General features: G+C 36.3%; 17 protein-coding genes, 1 pseudogene and 1 riboswitch. Of the genes and pseudogenes, 13 read left to right on the top strand and 5 right to left on the bottom strand.

Translation table 11 applies throughout. From position 1 onward, the window contains the following. Positions 1–389 precede the first annotated feature (389 nt). Positions 390–1,553 (bottom strand): ROK family transcriptional regulator, encoded by a 1,164-nt coding sequence (locus tag HUW50_RS17680; protein WP_066331297.1) that lies wholly within the window; start codon positions 1,551–1,553, stop codon positions 390–392. Positions 1,554–1,806: 253 nt separating this feature from the next. Between HUW50_RS17680 and xylB the strand changes: the two genes are divergently transcribed. Continuing rightward, a complete protein-coding gene (xylB, locus tag HUW50_RS17685; protein ID WP_066331295.1) occupies positions 1,807–3,306 on the top strand; it encodes a xylulokinase in 1,500 nt (499 codons plus the stop codon). A gap of 267 nt (positions 3,307–3,573) precedes the next feature. Here xylB and HUW50_RS17690 read toward each other — a convergent pair whose 3' ends face one another. Further along, positions 3,574–4,491 (bottom strand): VanW family protein, encoded by a 918-nt coding sequence (locus tag HUW50_RS17690; protein ID WP_066331292.1) that lies wholly within the window; start codon positions 4,489–4,491, stop codon positions 3,574–3,576. 34 nt (positions 4,492–4,525) lie between these two features. Further along, the gene (locus HUW50_RS17695; RefSeq protein WP_066331290.1) at positions 4,526–5,377 is read right to left on the bottom strand and encodes a hypothetical protein; all 852 of its coding nucleotides are present in this window, start codon (positions 5,375–5,377) and stop codon (positions 4,526–4,528) included. A gap of 279 nt (positions 5,378–5,656) precedes the next feature. Between HUW50_RS17695 and HUW50_RS17700 the strand changes: the two genes are divergently transcribed. The 7 genes from HUW50_RS17700 (at position 5,657) to HUW50_RS17730 (ending at position 12,507) form a co-directional block, all read left to right on the top strand. Further along, a complete protein-coding gene (locus HUW50_RS17700; protein WP_185653078.1) occupies positions 5,657–6,637 on the top strand; it encodes a bile acid:sodium symporter family protein in 981 nt (326 codons plus the stop codon). A 121-nt stretch (positions 6,638–6,758) separates the two neighbouring features. Further along, positions 6,759–6,861: riboswitch (TPP riboswitch) on the top strand. Between the two features lie 164 nt (positions 6,862–7,025). Further along, a complete protein-coding gene (locus tag HUW50_RS17705) occupies positions 7,026–8,303 on the top strand; it encodes an acetylornithine deacetylase (protein ID WP_066331286.1) in 1,278 nt (425 codons plus the stop codon). A gap of 112 nt (positions 8,304–8,415) precedes the next feature. Further along, a complete protein-coding gene (tenA, locus tag HUW50_RS17710; protein ID WP_066331284.1) occupies positions 8,416–9,090 on the top strand; it encodes a thiaminase II in 675 nt (224 codons plus the stop codon). After that, complete coding sequence (locus HUW50_RS17715) at positions 9,083–9,847, top strand: ABC transporter ATP-binding protein (RefSeq protein ID WP_185653079.1); 765 nt, start codon at positions 9,083–9,085, stop codon at positions 9,845–9,847. The genes tenA and HUW50_RS17715 overlap by 8 nt, the downstream gene beginning before the upstream one ends. Then, complete coding sequence (locus HUW50_RS17720; RefSeq protein ID WP_185653080.1) at positions 9,844–10,596, top strand: ABC transporter permease; 753 nt, start codon at positions 9,844–9,846, stop codon at positions 10,594–10,596. The genes HUW50_RS17715 and HUW50_RS17720 overlap by 4 nt, the downstream gene beginning before the upstream one ends. Beyond that, positions 10,593–11,615, top strand: a complete 1,023-nt coding sequence (locus tag HUW50_RS17725) for an ABC transporter substrate-binding protein (RefSeq protein WP_066331274.1) — start codon at positions 10,593–10,595, stop codon at positions 11,613–11,615. Before HUW50_RS17720 ends, HUW50_RS17725 begins: the two co-directional genes overlap by 4 nt. Before the next feature lie 190 nt (positions 11,616–11,805). After that, entirely contained in the window at positions 11,806–12,507 is a 702-nt protein-coding gene (locus HUW50_RS17730; protein WP_066331272.1) for a class I SAM-dependent methyltransferase, read from the top strand. Positions 12,508–12,655: 148 nt separating this feature from the next. Here HUW50_RS17730 and HUW50_RS17735 read toward each other — a convergent pair. Both HUW50_RS17735 and HUW50_RS17740 read right to left on the bottom strand, forming a co-directional pair. Then, a pseudogene (locus HUW50_RS17735) lies at positions 12,656–13,820 on the bottom strand (IS3 family transposase). Between the two features lie 114 nt (positions 13,821–13,934). Continuing rightward, complete coding sequence (locus HUW50_RS17740; protein WP_232329017.1) at positions 13,935–14,702, bottom strand: SurA N-terminal domain-containing protein; 768 nt, start codon at positions 14,700–14,702, stop codon at positions 13,935–13,937. Positions 14,703–15,190: 488 nt separating this feature from the next. Here HUW50_RS17740 and proC point away from each other — a divergent pair, with 488 nt between their 5' ends. The 5 genes from proC to HUW50_RS17765 all read left to right on the top strand — a co-directional run bounded on the left by proC (position 15,191) and on the right by HUW50_RS17765 (position 20,680). Beyond that, positions 15,191–16,042 carry a pyrroline-5-carboxylate reductase gene (gene proC, locus HUW50_RS17745; protein WP_066331266.1) on the top strand — a complete coding sequence of 284 codons (852 nt, stop codon included), beginning with the start codon at positions 15,191–15,193 and terminating at the stop codon, positions 16,040–16,042. Between the two features lie 210 nt (positions 16,043–16,252). Next, positions 16,253–17,383, top strand: a complete 1,131-nt coding sequence (gene proB, locus HUW50_RS17750) for a glutamate 5-kinase (protein ID WP_066331263.1) — start codon at positions 16,253–16,255, stop codon at positions 17,381–17,383. Positions 17,384–17,396: 13 nt separating this feature from the next. Continuing rightward, entirely contained in the window at positions 17,397–18,659 is a 1,263-nt protein-coding gene (locus HUW50_RS17755; RefSeq protein ID WP_066331260.1) for a glutamate-5-semialdehyde dehydrogenase, read from the top strand. A gap of 337 nt (positions 18,660–18,996) precedes the next feature. Further along, positions 18,997–19,359 carry a P-II family nitrogen regulator gene (locus HUW50_RS17760; RefSeq protein ID WP_066331257.1) on the top strand — a complete coding sequence of 121 codons (363 nt, stop codon included), beginning with the start codon at positions 18,997–18,999 and terminating at the stop codon, positions 19,357–19,359. Position 19,360: 1 nt separating this feature from the next. Beyond that, positions 19,361–20,680, top strand: coding sequence for an ammonium transporter (locus HUW50_RS17765; protein ID WP_066331254.1), 1,320 nt, complete (start codon positions 19,361–19,363; stop codon positions 20,678–20,680). The last annotated feature ends 54 nt before the right edge of the window (positions 20,681–20,734 follow it).

Raw genomic sequence — 20,734 nt, forward strand, 5'->3', positions numbered from 1 at the left:
CCTTTTGGAAGCCGGATTTTTGTTTTTTATCCTCAATAATTTGAGGAGTTATACGACTTTGCAATGAAATGCTTCCATAAGGATTAATTAACAAAATCCAATCTAAAAATAAGGCTCTTTTCTAAAAGATTGTTGTTTTTTTAATAGTTTCCTGAAGAAAAAACGTTTTAGGTTGATTGGCGCGGAAGGTGCGAGACTCCAGCGGGAATAGCGGGACAGGTGAGACCCCGCAGGCGTTTACGCCGAGGAGGCTCACCGCCCGCCCCGCGGAAAGCGAGCATCCTGGAGCAGAAATCAACCTTCACCAATACTTGTTATATAGCAACAAAGTTTGCGAAAACAGCCAAAAATAAAAAGCTGGCTTGTACGATACAAACCAGCAATAAAAATTAATATTCTTTTAATTCTCGATTAATAAAGCTCTCAGCAGTAAATGCGGCTACTCCTAAAGCAGCTGAATGGGTTGAATGCTCTGAGAAATTTATTTGTAAGTCCTTTTGTTGAAAGGAAAGAGCATGAGAATACACGATATCTAATAGCGGTTGCTCAATCCATTCTTTTGCCATTGCTAGACGATTTCCGATGATGATTTGTTCAGGATTAAAGGTATTGATGATATTGTTAATACCATAACCTAAATATTGTCCGATTTCTTTGAATAACTCAATTGCATTTACATCATTTTTTGTGGCTAATTCTATCAATAATTCAAGGGTAGCATCCTTTTCTACTCCGGCTTTGTTAAGAAGCGCATGTTCAGATGCATATGCTTCCCAACAACCTTTGCTGCCACAGCTGCAAGGTGCACCATTCATTTGAATGACCATATGGCCCATCTCACCAGAAAACCCACTTAAACCTTGGTACAAATTATTATTTAAAATTAATCCTACACCAATTCCGATACCTGCGCTTACATAAATTATATCGTTGGACTTTTTGCCAACCCCGAATTGTTTTTCACCGTATGCACCAGCGTTTGCTTCATTTTCTATGATAACTGGAAGCTCGAATTCTTTTTCAATAGGCTGTTTAATATCACAGTTTTTCCAGCCTAAATTTGGGGCAAGTAATACTTTTCCTTGCTTATCAACAATACCTGGTATTCCTATGCCAATTCCAACAACTCCGTAAGGACTGTTTGGGAGATCCTTCATTAAAGTTTGAATTGTAGCTTTTACTTGTTCCATAACAAATTCGAAAGAAGAATTTTTCATATTTACATGATGTTCAGCTATGATTTTTCCTTTTAGATCTGTTACAACCCCTAAAATGTAATTTACACCCACATCAATCCCGATTGAATAGCCAGCAGCATGATTGTAATGTAAGAGGACAGGACGGCGACCACCACTTGATTCCCCTGGACCAGATTCATATACAAGTTGTTTATCTAGCAATTCATTGACTAGGGAGGAAACGGTTGCTTTATTTAAACCTGATGCTTGTGCAATATCAGCTCTTGAAATCGGTTCTTGTTGAGTAACAGTACGAAAGACAAGAGATGTATTGTTTTTCTTGACTACTTGTTGATTCCAAGTAATTGTTTTCAAATAGCTCACCTAATTTCAGCATTCTTTTCTATACTATGTTTATTCTTATATTATAAACTTAGTTTATCCAATAGACAAACATTTTTCGAGGTGTTATAATTTTGATAGTGAAATAATGTAATTTAATTATACAAATAAGTTTTTTTACCACCCTTTATGAAAGAAAGAATGCTAGATTATCATTTTGTAAGGGTTTTCTTAAGGGGTGTTAATATATATCATACCCATCATTTTAATATAAGGAGTTTTTACTATGAAGTATGTTATCGGGATTGATTTAGGCACAAGTGCTGTTAAAATTTTATTAATGGACCAAGAGGGAAATGTTGCTCAGGAAGTTTCAAAATCCTATCCATTGATCCATGAGAAGTCTGGGTATAGTGAACAAGAACCAGAACAATGGGTTGAAAAGACACGTGAAGGGCTTTCTGAGCTTGTGACTGAATTTAAAGGTAATGTGGAAGATATCGAAGGGATAAGCTTCTCAGGGCAAATGCACGGACTTGTACTTTTAGATGAATCAAATAATGTATTACGAAATGCAATTCTTTGGAATGATGTAAGAACAACACCACAATGTAAACAAATTTATGATGTTGTTGGTCAGGAACGCTTACTTGCTATTACAAAAAATCCTGCATTAGAGGGATTTACGCTTCCTAAGATTTTATGGGTGAAAGAACATGAACCAGAAATCTTCGAAAAATCTACTGTGTTCATGCTTCCAAAGGATTACTTACGCTTCAGGATGACGGGACAAATCCATAGTGAATACTCTGATGCAGCTGGAACATTATTATTAAATGTTGGGGAAAAGCAATGGAGCACTGAAATATGTGATCAATTCAATATTAAGCATGAGCTTTGTCCACCACTTGTTGAATCACATGAATGTGTAGGGACAATCACAGAAGAATATGCTAGTCTAACAGGACTTTCTCCAGCTACCAAGGTTTTTGCTGGTGGAGCTGATAATGCGTGTGGTGCAATCGGTTCAGGAATTTTATCTGAAGGAAATACGCTTTGCAGTGTTGGAACTTCTGGTGTTGTACTATCGTATGAAGAGAGAAATGATCGTGATTTTGAGGGGAAGGTTCATTACTTTAACCACGGTAAACAAGATGCATTTTACACAATGGGTGTTACGCTTGCAGCTGGATACAGCTTAAGCTGGTTTAAAGATGTGTTTGCTGAAAATGACTCTTTCGAAGCATTATTAGACGGTATTGAACACATTCCAGTTGGGGCAAACGGGTTATTATTCACACCATATTTAGTTGGTGAAAGAACGCCACATGCTGATCCAAAAATTCGTGCGAGCTTCATAGGTATGGAAGGCTCACATACAAAGAAGGATTTTGTTCGTGCAGTGTTAGAAGGAATTACGTTCTCTTTACATGAATCAATTGAGATTTTCCGTGCGAGTGGAAAAACAATTGACACGATTACTTCAATTGGAGGCGGAGCTAAAAATGATACATGGCTGCAAATTCAGGCAGATATTTTCGATGCAAAAATCATTAAATTAAAAAGTGAACAAGGTCCTGGTATAGGTGCTGCTATTCTTGCAGCATTTGGTGCTGGATGGTCAAACTCACTTCAAGAAATTGCAGATCTCTTTATTCAACCAGCTACAACCTATGAGCCAATTCCAGAAAATGTTGAAAAATATCAAAAGCTTTTTACTTTATATAAAGGTGTTTATCAACAAACGAAAGAATTAAATGAAGGATTAGCGGCGTTTAGAAAATAATAAATTTAAATTTGAATCATATATGCTTGTCATTGAAGTAGGTCGAGAAATAGGATTGTCCAAATAAAAAGGTAGCTCTGGCGATTTTTGTCAGAGCTATTTTGTAGTATCAGAATTTATAATTTTTTCTTACTTAGATTTGGTGTCTAGCTCCAGCGCCTAGACCCAATTAGGTCTACAGCCACTCAGGAATTGAAGACAAAGAACGTCTTCTATTCCTGAGCGTCTTATGCCTGTCTTAGTCTGATCAAGGCACTTGCGCTTATCTTAGAAGTTATCACCACTAGTATGTATCTCTTTTGGTAACTCATGTGGTGCACTTGGAACTTCTCTTTTATAATGTTCAAACGTATCGGAGGAAAGAATCACAATAATTAATTGGCCGCCAACTACTTTAGAACGAATGAGAAGAGGTTGGGTGTGGCGATTTTGAAAAGTGAAATCCGGTCCGTACCAGCTTACTGTTGCATCTCGATTTGGAGGAACATAAGGAACCCTCCTACTATGGGAATAGCGTTCAATGATTTTTACTCCTGCTTTGTCTACTGCATTAAAAAGGGTGGAGGAAACTTGGCAAATACCTCCTCCGACTCCTTCAGCTAGTTCGCCCTTTACAATAATCGGTGCAGATAAATATCCTTTCTCAATGGTTCGTTTACCGACAACATTATTGAATGAAAATGTTTCTCCTGGAAAAACAACAAAGTTATTTATTGCTTCTGATGCTAAAAAAATATTATGTGTGCGTTCTTTATTTCTACTATTAAAATAGGTAATATATAGGCTTATTCGTTTCGTACTAATGCTTGCTAGCAACTCACTATCAACCTTTGGATAAAGGGTTTTGATTGGAATTTCCATTGAAGTAGCACCATTTTTATAAAACTTTGTATAAAACACTTCTCTAAATTTTTCTCGGTTAAGCGCATGTCCCATTTGTTCACTAATTAAGGATCCGTTTTTGTCAAAAGATGCATTAATGGGTTCTTTATAAATTTCTGTTTCAAGTGATTCAATAAGCTGGTTATATTTCTTCTGATTAATCATTGATTTATCAAAGGGAGGTAGAGCATATTCTGAGCGATTTATGACGTTCACTTTTTCACCTTGAAAAGTTAATGATATGTCATCAGTTTGATTGCTCGGATATATGGCTAGAAAAAGTAACATTAACATTATTTTCATCGATAACTCCACCTTTGATAGTCTCTATTTTAATTTACTTAACGGATGATAAGAAAGGATCAATATTTACTTTCCAAGGGGAAATTGGAGATGCTCTCACCAACGTAAAGGTAAGGTTGGTTTTAACAGGTCCTCTATCCTTAATAAACAATTTAACCTCAACAGGGATTTCTTTTACTAATGATGAGGATGAATCTGTTTCCTTTGTTTGGAGTATGGACCATTGCATGGCTTCAATTTTCTCTATTTTATTTAGCTCCCTTTTTATATTCCTGTGTTTACTTATAGAAATTTTTTCAGCTAAGCCTTGATCACCATTTTTAATTGTAACTAGAAAAACATTGAGCAGTTGGGATGATGGAAGATTGTTCATATATTCATCAATTCTTCCTGCAGCTTTTAGAATCATAACATGATGTGATATGTCTGATTTACCTGTTCGATGTGTCGTGCTTCCTGCAAAATGAATGCAAAAATGACCAGGAAATCCGTTCTGAAGAGCACCTGCACCATGTGGCATTCCATGCATAGAAGCAGGAATTAAGCTGCTGTCATGTGCTAAAATTAAAACGGCTCTACGGTGCCAACTCCATGTTCCATTATAAATAGCCTTCATTATCTTTGTGTCTTTTTTAGTTAAAGGCTGAACATCAGCATGACCACTTCCTGCTCTTCTTTGAACATCAAAGCTCATACCGCTTTCCACATCGATCACAGTAAATGTCGATTTTCTAGGAAGTGACTCGTCTATAGAATCCCAATTTTGCATGTCAATTTGAAAGCTTATTGGAGATGGAGGATATTCGACTGTTGATGCATATGTATGTTGATGATCAAGTGAAAAAGGTAGCAAGTATAAAATGAAAGTTAATAAAGTATATTTCACAGCTAGATGTCAACTCCAATATTTTGTAGATACATCTATTTTGTGTATTTTTTGTAATAAAATAGCCTCAAAAAAATGGAAAATTTAGTATCAACTTTTCTGATCCATAGAAGAGGAATAGGAGCAAAGTATCTTAATGGAGGATCACGAAAGTCTACCTGTAGTTTTCATTAGTTTTAAAGAATGTGCATCTTTCAATACAATTAATCACTTGTTCCTTCTAAAATTTGTTACAATTGCATATACATAGGTTTCATCATTAGAATAGGAGAATGCATCATGCTTCAAACCGTAAATCGGCAGCTTGAAAGGTCTATGCCATTCATTACGCCAGTGAGTGTTATTCTCGGTGTTTTATTTGCCGATCATTTACTAATTTTCTCATTTTTAATTCCCTGGATTTTTGCATTCATTACGTTTTCAGGAAGTCTCAATTCTAATTTTGCTTCACTAAAAGGAGTCATTAAAAGTCCACTTCCATTACTCATTATTCTATTACTATTGCACATCGTGATGCCAGTGATCGCTTGGTTTGCAGGGCATTTTCTCTTTGCAAATGATCACTTTACTGTTACTGGATTGGTGTTAGCTTCTGTAATTCCAACTGGGATTACTAGTTTTATTTGGGTCACAATATATAAGGGGAACATTGCCTTAGCCTTATCAATTATCTTATTTGATACAATACTTTCCCCATTCCTAGTGCCACATACACTTTCATTTCTTGTTGGGCAGAAGGTAGAGATCGATACTTTTTCAATCATGAACGGGTTGATATATATGGTGGTTCTTCCTTCCATAATAGGTATGTTCATAAACCAATTATCAAAAGGGAAAAGCGTAAATGTCGGCAAAACATTAGCACCGTTTTCTAAATTAGGGCTAGCTTCTGTAGTCATGATTAATGGTGCAGTTGTTGCCCCTTATTTAAAAGTGATTACAAGTAAGTTAGTTGTTATTGCGATAACTGTTTTTATTCTCGCTTTTATAGGGTATCTTCTAGCTTGGTTAGTGGGGAATTGGTTAAACAGAGATCGAGAAACGAAAGTAGCATTGATCTTTACTGGTGGAATGCGCAATATTAGCGCCGGTGCTGTTATCGCAGTTCAATATTTTCCACCTGCAGTTGCGGTTCCTGTTATAGTTGGAATGTTGTTTCAACAAATTTTAGCTTCTATTTTTGGTTTTTTATTTAAGAAGATTGAAGATCGACAAGTTCATACTAGAAAACAGCTTGCTGACAATGTAAGTGCTTCATAGTATTGATTTAAGGTCATGTTATGTATGAAAATCAAGCAGATAAATGAATTCTGTTGCTAAATATAACATATTGTGTTAAAAATAATGTAATCAATCTAATCGTTATTTGATAATTTAATAGATTCACCACTAGGGGGGCTTTATGAAGCTGAGAGAGACCAATGTCTTGACCCTTATTACCTGATCTAGATAATACTAGCGTAGGGAAGAGGTGTTTGAAAATAAGCGCGAAAATGAAAGAGTTATTTTTTACAAGCGTTTGTACATATATTGTTCATTCAAACCACTTCTTACCAAGAGAAGTGGTTTTTTTATGTTCAAATTATGGTTTCACCTACATGATTAGGCAATATGCCTGATTTTGCACTACTTAAAAAGGAGGCATAACATGACAAAGGAAATTGATCTGCTTGTAGAGCAAATTGATGTAAAAAAAGATGAACTTATTGAATTACTTAAAAGGCTGATTGAATATAAAACACCTGCACCCCCTGCAAGAAACACAATGGAAGCACAGCAGTTTGTTGCTAACTTTTTAAGAGAAAATGGCTTCTCCATCGATATGTGGGATGTTTACCCAAATGATCCGAATGTTGTAGGTTTTCTAGAAGGTAAGCAAGCTGATAATTTTAATAGCTTGATCATTAACGGACATATTGATGTTGCAGAGGTTAATGAGGATGAGAAGTGGGAAGCTAATCCGTTTATTCCTATTGTAAAAGACGGCGCAATCATCGGTCGTGGTGCATCAGATATGAAGGGTGGTTTAGCTGGTGCTCTGTTTGCTATTAAGCTTTTACATGAAGCAGGAATTGATCTGCCAGGTAGCTTAACTTTTCAGTCTGTTATTGGTGAAGAGGTTGGTGAAGCAGGAACACTTGAATGCTGTAAGAGAGGGTATACGGCAGATTTCGCTGTTGTCGTGGATACAAGTGATTTACATATACAAGGCCAAGGTGGTGTGATTACTGGCTGGATTACGGTTAAGAGTTCACAAACCTTCCATGATGCAACAAGAAGACAAATGCTTCATGCTGGTGGAAAGCTATTTGGCTCAAGTGCTATAGAAAAGATGATGAAAATAATCCATGGACTGCAGGAGTTAGAACGCCATTGGGCAGTGATGAAAGGCTATCCAGGATTTATTCCGGGAACAAATACAATTAATCCGGCAGTTATCGAAGGTGGTAGACATGCTGCATTTATTGCAGATGAATGTCGACTTTGGATTACTGTACATTATTATCCAAATGAATCTCATGAACAAATCATAAAGGAAATTGAGGAGCATCTACTTCATGTAGCTAAAGCTGATCCATGGCTTCGGGAAAATCCGCCGACATTTGTATGGGGTGGGAAGTCAATGATCGTTGATCGTGGTGAAATCTTCCCTTCATTAGAGGTTGATCCTACCCACCCTGGTGTGAAACAACTAGCGTCTGCTCACCAAGGAATTATAAATAGTAAGGCAGTTGTTGATGTTTCTCCAACAGTAACAGATGGTGGTTGGCTTGGTGCTGCTGGAATTCCAACAGCAATTTATGGACCAGGAAACTTACAAAATGCACATTCGGTAAATGAGCAGGTTTCAATTGAACAGCTTATCGAATATACGAAAGTTATTTTAACGTTTATATATGAATGGTGCCATACGAAACGCACTTGAAAATAGGGGCATGAAGTGACACTACCAAAAGTGTAAAAGTATCTTCTATCCATGTACGACTACCCTAGGCAAAATCAAGGTGTTTTAGGCTTATCTAATAGGAGGTAATTTAATGAAGTTCAGTCAAAGACTTTATGCAAAGGTTCTACCGATATGGAATCGGAATCATACCCATCCATTTGTCCTTCAAATGGGGGATGGAACATTAGAAAAGGAAAAGTTTCGCTTTTACATGATTCAGGATTATATATATTTAATTGAATATGCAAAGGTTTTTGCATTAGGCGCAGTGAAGGCAACAGACCTTGAAACAATGGGGAAATTTGCTGCATTACTTCATTCTACACTGAATGAAGAAATGGAACTTCATCGTCAATATGCAAAACGATTCGATATTTCTGTTGAAGAGCTTGAAATAGCAAAACCGTCACCAACAACATTGGCTTATACACATTACATGCTCCATGTTAGTCAAAATGGAACACTTGCTGAGCTTGTTTCCGCACTACTTCCATGCATGTGGAGTTATTGGGAGATTGGTAAAGAGTTAAATCAACGAAAAGGTGCAAGTGACAATGAGTTTTATGGTGAGTGGATAAGTATGTATGCTTCAGATGAGTTTGGTCAGCTTGCTACATGGTGTATTGACTTAATTGATCAATTAGCTGAAGGAAAGCCAGAATCAGAGCTTGAGAAACTGGAGGACATTTTTCTTAATACAACTCGTTTTGAATATATGTTTTGGGATATGGCCTACCAAGAAGCGATGTGGCCGACAGATGAATAAGTCAGCCTTAACGTTTCAAAATGTTAGCTTTCACTATGAAGAAGGAAATACCCCGATCCTCCAAGACTTTGATATACATATTAGCAAAGGTGAGTTCGTGAGTATAATTGGACCAAGCGGTTCTGGGAAAAGTACATTATTTAAGTTAGTCACAGGGTTAGAACAACCCACAGAGGGTGAGATTTTTCTAAGGGGTCAATTGGCTACTAATCGTCTTGGGCAGGTTGGCTACATGCCACAGCAAGATTTGCTTTTACCTTGGCGGACAATTATCGAAAACGCTGCCCTTCCATTAGAAATAAAAGGAATTAAAAAGCGTGAAGCACATCAGCAGGTTCTTGAATTACTTGAGGCATTTGGCTTAAAGGGTATTGAAGACTGTTACCCGAGTGATTTATCAGGAGGGATGAGGCAAAGAGTTTCGTTTTTACGTACTATTTTAACTGGTTCTCAAGTCTTACTGTTAGATGAGCCTTTTAGCGCCCTTGATGCGATCACGCGAATTTCTTTGCAGGAATGGTTAATAGCTCAATGGCAAAAGCGGAAGGAAACAATTCTTTTTATTACACATGACGTAAACGAGGCGCTGTTTTTATCAGATAGAATCTTCGTTTTTACGGAAACGCCATCTAGTAAACTAGAAGAAGTTAAGGTTCCTCTCGAACGTCCGCGAAACTTAAAGGATTTGAATAAGCCTGCATTACTGGAGATGAAGGATTACTTGATTGACCAGCTTCGAAAGAGGATGAAGCTATGAGTTTTTTGAAAAAATATGCAGCAGCAAGCCTTCTTGTTAGTTGCTTTTTATTAATCTGGGAGGTTGGTGCAGGGCTGATAGATTTAGGGTTTATTCTACCAGCGCCAACTGATATAGTTCGTAAACTATGGGAATTAAAAGGTCCATTGTTTGTTAATCATTTACCTTCAACATTGTTAATTATCTTTATCGGTTTATTCCTATCAATTGTTTTTGGAGTCGGCTTAGCGGTGTGGATGAGTGTAAGTAAAATGGTTGAAAGAACGTTTTATCCGATTATCATCGCGTCTCAAACGATACCGATTATAGCTCTTGCACCAATATTTGTTCTTTGGTTCGGTTACTCGATCTGGAGCAAGGTTGTCGTGACAGTTCTTATTACGTTTTTTCCGATAACAGTAAACACATATGATGGTCTTTGCTCAACGAGTAAGGAATACAGGGATCTATTATTAACAATGGGGGCAAGTAAAAAGGATCTTTTCTTTAAACTACAAGTACCCGCAAGCGCCCCGCATTTCTTCTCTGGCTTGAAGGTTGCAGTTACACTTAGCGTGATTGGCGCAGCGATTGGTGAATGGATTGGCGCTCAAGCTGGTTTAGGCTATTTTAGTAGACGAATGATGACACAGTTCGATGGGGCAGGAGTTTTTGCTCCGATTGTCTTGCTATCTGCAGTAGGAATTATCTTATTTATTTTCGTTGTTTACTTAGAAAAAAGAACATTAAAATGGAGGAAAACAAAATGAAAAAGTTTTTATTACTAATTTTATGCTTTATGCTCGGAATACTGACAGCATGCTCAGGTGGTGAAAGTACTTCTACAGAACAGGCAGGAGAAGGAAAGGAAGAAACAGAAGAACTAAAGAATGTTAGTATTATGCTGGATTGGTATCCAAATGCGGTTCATAGCTATTTATATGTTGCCCAAGAAAAAGGATATTTTAAAGAGGAAGGACTAAATGTAGACATTCAATTCCCAGCAAATCCAACTGATCCGATAAATTTAGCAGCTGCAGGTCAAATTACACTAGGAATTTCTTATCAACCTGATGTGATTATTGCTCGTGCTAATCAAGATGTAAAGATTAAATCTGTAGGTGCAATTGTACGCTCACCATTAAATCGAGTAGTTTTTCTTGAGGATAGTGAGATTCAGTCTCCAAAGGATTTAGAAGGAAAAACTGTTGGTTATCCAGGGATACCGCTAAATGAATCCCTTATTAAATCTATGGTAAAAGCAGATGGTGGGAATCCTGATAATGTTGAAATGGTTGATGTTGGCTTTGAATTAGGGTCATCCATTGTTAGTGAAAAAGTCGATGCAGTGATCGGAGCATATATCAATCATGAGGTACCTGTATTGAAGCATGAAGGCTATGAAACTCGTAATCTTAACCCTACCGAATATAGTATTCCAAGCTACAATGAGTTAATAGCAGTAACAAGTGATAAAACATGGGAAGAAGAACAAGATAGCATTAAAGCATTTTGGCGTGCTGCTACAAAGGGTTATGAATTTACAGCCGAAAATCCTGAGGAAGCATTAAACATACTATTAAGTAATCAGGATGAAGCCAACTTTCCACTAGTCGAAGAGGTGGAAGTACAAAGCTTAGACATACTATTACCACTTATGGAATCAGATGAAGGCTTTGGAAGCCAAAGTAAGGAACAATGGGAAGATACAATTAACTGGATGAAAGAGGCTGGCTTAATTGAAAAAGACCCAGCTGTGGAAGATATATTTGTGAATATTTCTGAGTGATTGAACGTAGGCTTCAAATGAAGAAAAAAATAGAAATTAAAACAAGGGCATAAGTTTACAGTTATCCATCTCTGCTTTGTAATTATAAACTGTTGGTAATCTTTTGAAAAAGTGCTTGTCCATCAAGAGAATTTTGTAATACTATATATATGTTAGAGAAATTTCATAATTAGAGGAGAGAAGAGACGAGATGAGTAGAGTTGAGCTGAGTAATAAGTTAGATTTAAACCGAATTGTGTTTATTGGTAGGACGTATGAAGAATATGTTCAAATGTTTTCATTAAAAGAAAATGAGCTTAAGGGAAAAAGGATTTTAGATTGTCCTTCAGGAGCGTGCTCCTTTACTGCAGTTGTAAAGGAAAAAGGGTTTGATGTAACAGCCTGTGATATTGCATACTCAGTTCCAGTAGAAAGCTTATTAAAAAAGGGTTTAAATGATATTGCTCATGCCATGGAGAGTATGGAAAAGATAAAACATGGATATAAATGGGATTTTTTTAGTAATATAGAAGAGTTGAAATATCAACGAATCAGAGCATTAAAAGATTGCACAGCTAGTATGAAGAAATTTCCTAGGCAATATGTAACAGCGACATTACCTCATTTGCCTTTTCAAAATAATGAATTTGATCTCACTTTATCTGCACATTTTCTATTTATGTATGGAGATAGACTAGATTATTCTTTCCACCTAAAAACACTGAAAGAGCTGTTAAGGGTTACAAAAGAAGAGCTCCGTATTTTTCCGTTGGTCGATTTAGAGGGGAAAAGATATGTACGTTTAGATGAATTGCTAAGTGAACTTGGTAGTGGAATTAGGTTTGAAGAGGAAAGGGTTTCATATGAATTTCAGGCAAATGCGCATACTATGTTAAAAATATATAAGAAATAAAGAACAAAAGCTTAGGGAGACCGCTTATTGACTTTAGAACTGGGAGTCAAAGTGTGATTTACAATACAAGAATTTTATAATTATTTCAGATAAAAAATGCTGTGTGACATTTGGACTGACCCATCTAAATGAGACTTAGAAAAAACACTTAAGCTGCCTGTTCTCCAAACTCAATTGGAGACAGGTAGTTTAATTTTGCTTGAATACGTATTTGGTTATAATAATACATGTATTGATTTACTATTTGCACTACTTTAGAATTAGATATAGATGCTCTTCTTTGAGTGTTGAATCCTTCCGACTTTAGCGAGGAGTGAAAGGATTCTATGACGGCATTATCATGGCAGTTTCCTTTTCGGGACATGCTTGTGATGATGCATTTTTTTTAGCTAAATTTTGAAAAGCATAAGATGTATAAACAGAACCTTGATCAGTATGAATCAGTATCCCTTCTTTTGGTTTTCTTTTCTCTACAGCTTCACTAAGTGTATCTTTAACCAGATCTACATCCTGACTCTCACTCACTTTGTAGGTTACAATCTCGTTATTATAAAGGTCAATGATCGTTGATAAATACAACATTTTTGATCCATATGGTAAATAAGTGATGTCTGTTACCCATTTTTGATTAGGCTTTGTTGCTGTGAATTCTCTATTTAGGATGTTCTTTACCACAATGTTACTCTCACCATTCAAATATTTTGGTCGTTTCACTTTAATTTGACACTGCACTTGATATTTCTGCATGATCTTTTGAACTGTTTTTCGATTGACTTCTATTCCATGTCTTCTTTTTAGAAGAGCCTTGATCTTCCTATGACCATAATGAAAATGACTCTCTTGGCAAAGGAGAACGACTACTTCTTCAAGGGGGCTCACAACTGATCTTGTATACTTTTTCTTCCACCTATAATAGGTTGCCTTAGGCACTTCTAATACTGTTAATATATCAACGATTTTATACATAGAAGAGAGTTCCTTGACTACTTGTACAACGATTTGTGGCTCCAACTCCTCTCGATCTCTTGGTACTTTTTTAAGATTTCCAACTGTGCTTTTAATTGTTTATTCTCTTGTTTTAAAGCTTCTTTTTCACTTAAACCAGCTGGTCCTTTTCCATACGTATATTGTTTTCCAACAGGCTGAGAGAATCGATGTGTTTGCCCTTCATCATGCCATTTCTTCCATACTTTAATCTGGGATACATTTTTGATTCCTAACTGTTTCATTATCGCTTTATTACTCATTCCTTGTAACTTTAATTCTACAGCTTGCCACTTTACTTCCTCGGGGTAGTGAACTCTTGTGCCCATAAAGAAAAACACCTCCAAAATCGTTTAGATAACTAATACGACTCAAGGGGTGTTTTTTCCTTGTCTCATTTTACTGGGTCACTCTACATTCACACAGCATTTTTTATTCTAGGATTATATTTTCAACTCTATTTTAGCGTCTTTTCGAAGTTCTTCTACTTTAGCACCAAGTTTTTCTTGCGTTTTTTGTTGCTCAAGCTGAACTTTTAACGTTTCTTTAACATCTTCGTATTTCGGTGTTTCTTGACCTTCTGCAACTGAACTAACCATAGAGTCATAATACTCTTTCAACTCTTCTTCTTTAACCTCTTCAACTTTTAAGTCTTTTTCTACATATTGGCTATATCGAACTTTATCAGCAATTTGACTTTTAAGTTCTTCAAGTGATAGGTTAGTATCTTTTAAAGCTTTTTCAAATGCTTCGTCATTCTCATATTGAGCTTTGATCGTATCTAAATCTTTATTAATAGCCTCTTCAGTCGCTTTATATCCTTTTTTATCAATTTCTTGCATGAGCAAAGTCTGTCCTACAAGGCTTTCAAGTGTATAGTCTTTTAATTGTTTTGCTGTTTCATCTGTCGTTGGGTCTTGTCCCATTTGTTGAAATTGAGTTTGCGAAATACTTAATGCTTCATTGTATTCAGAACCCTTAATCTCTTGACTATTAACAATAGCAACTACACTTTCATCCTTAACTTTTTGAGCATCAAGTTTCTTTTGCATTTCTTTTGCATCAGCTGCAGTTGGTTCTTCGTCAGCCTTTTCCTCTGTTGATTCTTTAGATGTTGCTGTTTCCTTCTCTTTGTCTTCATCATCATTACATGCAGCAAGTGAGAATGCTAATAGCCCCATTAATAATGTAAGTAGTAATTTTTTCATCATCTGTCGTTCTCCTTTCGCTATTAAGGGAAGAAAATCTCCTTAACTAGACGTACATAATTGGAATTGTATAACAATTAGGAGGAAAATGAAAGCTTCTTTACTAGGAAAGTAAGAAATAATTCAATATTCCTAAAAAAAGCATTCGATATTTATTAAGCGTTTTCCTTTTAAGACTTGTTAGAAGGAAGCTAAATAAAGTAGTAGAGCTTAACGTTTTGAATAACTGCAACTGTTTACTCCTTAGGTGAATATCATAAAAATTTTGAATTTTTGATTATCATCATTCTTGAAAATAAGGGATGAGAAGCGATAAAGCTTCCTGAGACGCTTTTAAGAAGATATAACTCCTAATGGTAACGCTTACACTAACTAATTGAAAGAAATGCTTACAACATATCCTTAAGACCTTGAATATGAAATTCAGCGTGTTAGTATTAAATCGTTAGCAAAAATACGAACAAAAATACGAACGATATTGGAGAGATGAGATGTTATACAATAAAACAATTGCATTTTTGGGTGCGGGGTCAATGGCGGAAGCAATGATCTCTGGTTTAGTAAAATCAGGGGAAATCCCAGCGGAACAAATCATTGCGACAAATCGTTCCAATCAAGAACGATTAACTGCTTTAGAAAGCAATTATGGAATTAAAGGGGTTAAACGAGAAAATCTCCAGTTTGATCAAATAGATATTTTTATCTTAGCTATGAAACCTAAAGATGTTGATAATGCATTGAACGACATAAAGAGTCATATCAAGCCAAATCAGCTCATATTATCTGTTTTAGCGGGAATTACAACATCATACCTTGAACAAAATCTCCATAAAGGCCAGCAAGTAGTTAGAGTTATGCCGAATACGTCCAGTACAATCGGAGAATCAGCTACTGCAATTTCCCCAGGTCATGAAACAGCCGATGAAAATGTGAAATTAACGAAAATCTTACTTGAATGTATTGGTGAAGTATACAAGATTGAAGAAAAAGATATGGATATCTTTACAGGACTTGCAGGAAGTGGTCCAGCCTATTTCTATTATTTAATGGAACATATGGAACAACAAGGTGTTCTAGCTGGACTTAATATTGAAACAACAAGACAAATTATTGCACAAACTATTGTAGGTGCTGCAAAGATGATTCAAAAGCAGGATAAAACACCAACTGTTTTACGGGAAAATGTTACGTCTCCAAATGGTACAACAGCTGCTGGACTTGATGCGCTTGATGAAAATGGTGGAGGAATCGCAATTTCTAAGGCTGTTGAACATGCTGCGAAACGCTCGAAAGAGATTAGCGAGCAGATACAAGAAAGTCTGTTAGTTGGTTCTTTGAAATAATAAATCGAAATAGTAACCTCACTTGCTTAAAAAGGTGAAGTGTTCATTAGACTAAAATATCGTACTAAATTTTTTTGTCTTGCGTAAGTGCCTAGCACTCGATCATAAGCCATCCATAAATGAATTCAATGAAAAGTCATATAAGATGGATAGTCCGTATGATTCAAGGAGCTAGCGCTTCGGACTAAAAACTGACTCAGGAGTGATAGAATGGCGACCCTAGACAATGAGAAAAAACGGGTTGTAATAAAAGTAGGAAGCAGTTCCTTAACTAGTCGACATGGAGAAATTAGTCGACGTAAACTAGAAAAATTAGCAGATGAAATAGCTTTACTTAAGGATGAGGGACATGAAATTGTATTTGTTTCATCTGGAGCTGTCGCTGCAGGCTATCGAAAGCTAGGCTGTATTGATCGACCAACATCATTACCAGAAAAACAAGCCGCAGCTTCTATTGGCCAAGGCTTATTAATTGAAGCCTATTCAGAAATATTTTTATCACACGGTTATGTAGCTTCACAGATATTAATCACGCGTAGCGATTTTTCTGATGAATCTCGTTATAACAATGTTCGAAACACGTTAAATGTCCTATTAGAGCGTGGGATTATTCCGATTGTCAATGAAAATGACACGGTTACAGTTGATCGCTTAAAATTTGGTGATAATGATACGTTATCTGCTAAAGTTGCAGGTTTAATAGAAGCAGATCAATTGATTATCCTTTCTGATATAGATGGTTTATATGATTCAGACCCTCGCAAAAATGATGAAGCGAAACTGCTTGAAAAAGTATATGAAATTACACCTGAAATAGAAGAAGGTGCCGGTGAATCAGGAAGTGAAGTTGGCACAGGTGGAATGAAATCAAAAATCGATGCAGTAAAAATTGCGATGGCTTCAGGAATTTCGACTTTTCTAGGTAAAGCAAGCATACCGAATATTTTAGGTGATGCAGTAAATGGAGAGGCACGAGGAACGTATTTTGAAGTGACAAATGAGACAATAAACTTAAATCAGAAAAAACAATGGATTGCGTTTCATTCTGGTCCTGAGGGTGAACTTGTTATTAATCAAAATATTAGAATGTCAATTGCTGATCATAAACATAGTATTTATTCATCAGATATCGAGGAAGTAAAAGGACAATTCGAAAAGGGTGCTGTAATTCGAATTATTGATCACCTAGGTGAAAGGATCGGCTTAGGAGTTGTAAATTACTCAAATGAAGATTTGGAAAAGTTAAGTGAAATAACAGGTGAAGAGGTAGAAAAACTCGAGGTTGTTCATTTTGATGACCTAGTATGTGAGCTTGAATTGTCCTTACCTGTTGGAGTTTAAAAGGAGGAATTGCATGAATGTAACAAAAGTACAAACAAACGTTGAAGCACAAGCGATAGCAGCAAAGAAAGCAGCGAAAAAAGTTAGTTTATTATCAAATGAAGAAAAAAACGAAGCATTACACATTTTAGCTGATACATTGGAAAAAAATATTCAAGTCATTTTAAATGCAAATGAAAAAGACTTACAAGCAGGTCGTGAAAAAGGCTATGAAGAGGCGTATTTGGATCGTCTCGCCCTTTCGAAGGAACGCATCACAGATTTTGCAGAAGGTCTACGCCAGGTTGCAGAATTAGAAGATCCTACAGGGAAAATACTTTCGAACTGGACACTGGATAATGGATTACTAGTAGAAAAAGTATCCGTTCCTTTAGGTGTCATCGGAATGATTTATGAAGCTCGTCCTAATGTAACTGTCGATGCAACAGGTCTTGCGCTTAAATCAGGAAATGCCATTATACTAAAAGGCGGATCATCTGCTTTGTCATCAAACAAAGCCATCGTGGAGGTCATGCATGAGGCATTAATTGAAACGAAAATCCCGCAGGAAGCTGTTCAATTTATAGCAACTACAGATCGTGTGGCAACACAGCAGCTCTTTACAATGAAGGAACACATTGATGTGTTAATACCTAGGGGTGGAGGTTCATTAATAAATGCAGTTGTAAATAACGCAACAGTTCCAGTTCTTGAAACAGGTGTCGGTAACTGCCATTTATATATTGATGTTGAAGCAGATGTTGAAAAAGCATTAAACATTCTTGTGAATGCAAAAACAGACCGTCCAGCTGTATGTAATGCACTAGAAACAGCTATTATTCACAAGGAATGGCTTGATAAAAACAGTGTAGCACTCAATGCTACCTTCAAAAAACATAATATTACGGTTCATGGAGATGAAACGGCACTTAGGTATTTCCCTAATGCAGTATTAGCAACTGAAGAAGATTGGGCTAATGAATATTTATCTTTAGACATTGCTGTAAAAACTGTAGCCAATATTGAAGAAGCAATTGATCATATTGAAACATATGGAACGAAGCACTCTGAAGCAATCATTACCGAAAACAAAGATACAGCAAAGGTGTTTATGAGTTTAGTAGATGCTTCAGCGCTTTATCATAATGCTTCCACTCGCTTTACAGACGGTGGGGCACTAGGTTTTGGTGCGGAAATTGGAATTTCAACCCAAAAGCTTCATGCTCGTGGACCAATGGGATTACCTGCATTAACAACTGTTAAATTTTTAATGTCTGGTAATGGACAGATAAGATAAGCTAATAATAGCTAAACGAAAAGAGGCTGGGACATAACTAAATTGACCATTCTTAAAGCCGAATAATTTTTAATTTAATTAAGCGATATAAATAAAAAACCCAAACTATTACGAAACTCTAAATTAGAATTTCGCATGATAGTTCGGGTTTTTCTTTGGCTGAAATACTTTTGTCCCAGCCTCTTTTTGTCGTTAAAACATTTGGCAAAAAATCTAGTTTTCTACTTTATAGTTTTCTAAAAATTTTAATATCTTAAACTGTTGACTCTGATTCAATTAATGTTATAATTTTTAACATAATAATGTTAGGAAACCTAACAATGAAAAGGTGAGGAGCATGAAAAAGATTGAAGCAATCATCAGACCTCAGAAGATTACCGAGACTATTAAAAGTTTAAAAAATATAGGAATAACAGGTTTTACAGTTTCACAAGTGGTAGGAAGAGGGAAGCAAAAGGATACGCAGGGTGTATATCGTGGAAAGAATTATAATGTGACATTACATCCGAAGATTAAGCTTGAAATCGTCCTATCCGATCACATGGTTGATCAAACGATCAAAACAATCATTGCTAATGCTCAAACAGGTGAAGATGGGGATGGGAAAATTTATGTATATCCAATCATAGAAGCCTATAACATTCGTACAGGTGAATCTGATGAAACGATCGATGACCTTACAGTAAAGGAGGGGATGTAATATGGAGCTAATTCATTTAAATACAGTTTGGATTGTGATTGCAGCAGCGATGGTTTTATTTATGGAAGGCGGCTTTAGTTTATTAGAAGCGGGTTTAGTCCGCACGAAGAATGCTGTTAACGTTACAATGAAAATTTTCGTTGACTTAACCATAGGTGCCTTAGCATTTTGGCTTTTTGGCTTTGGGATAATGTATGGGCAAGATGCTTTTGGCTTTATCGGGACAAGTTTATTTGGAAGTCCGGAAAAAATATCTCTTAGTATTGAGCTGCCTAGTGAAGCATTTGTGCTTTTTCAAATGGGTTTTGCAATTGCCTGTGTTTCGATTATTTCAGGTGCAGTTGCTGAGCGAATGAATTTTAAAGCGTATATTATTACGGCCGCTTTGATAACACTTATTATCTATCCATTATCAGGTCATTGGATATGGAATAGTGAAGGTTGGTTGGCAAAGCTTGGTATGAAGGATTTTGCTGGTTCAGCTGCCATACACGCAGTTGGAGGTTTTGCAGCATTGGCAATGGCTAAACTATTAGGTGCAAGAAAAGGGAGATTTAATTCAGATGGTACGGTGAATGTTTTTGCACCTAGTAATATACCATTAGCATCAAGTGGTGCATTTATTTTATGGTTTGGTTGGTTTGCATTTAATAGTGGAAGTACACTAGATGCCACAAATACTTCCTTAGCATCAATTGCAATTAATACAATGCTTGCAGGGGCAAGTGGTGGAACTGTCACTTTATTATTGACAATGAAAAAGTTCGGAAAAGCAGATCCAAGTATGACGATAAATGGTGTTCTTTCAGGTTTAGTTGCGATCACAGCTGGTTGTGCTTTTGTTGATCAGTGGAGTGCGATTATCATTGGTGGAATTAGTGGAATCATTGTTATTTATGCAACACTTTTAATCGATAACATAAAAATTGATGATCCTGTTGGAGCGGTAGCGGTTCACGGCTTTAATGGAGTATTTGGAACTATTGCTGTTGGTTTATTTGATACATCAGCAGGATTATTTACAACAGGTCAGGTTTCCTTATTAGGTGTTCAGCTTCTAGGTGCAGCTGTCGTAGCGGTGTGGGGGTTAATTGGTGGAGCTGTTATAGCAAAAGTAGCAGAGGTAACTGTTGGCTTACGTGCTACAGAAGAAGAGGAAGAAGAAGGGCTTGATATGTCCTATCACGGTATTCCTGCATACAATGAACTTGAGCGTTTTACAGACTTACCTACAAGTCTTTATGATTTTGAAGAATCTACTGGGATTACTATTGCTAGGACTGAACAAAAACAGGTAGTAGGAAAGGCCGTTGCGGATTAGATTTGGATTGAAAAATTAGATTCGAGAAACATATTTAATCTTAAAAGCTAATAA

The sequence above is a fragment of the Metabacillus sp. KUDC1714 genome, assembly GCF_014217835.1.
GTDB lineage: Bacteria > Bacillota > Bacilli > Bacillales > Bacillaceae > Metabacillus > Metabacillus rhizosphaerae.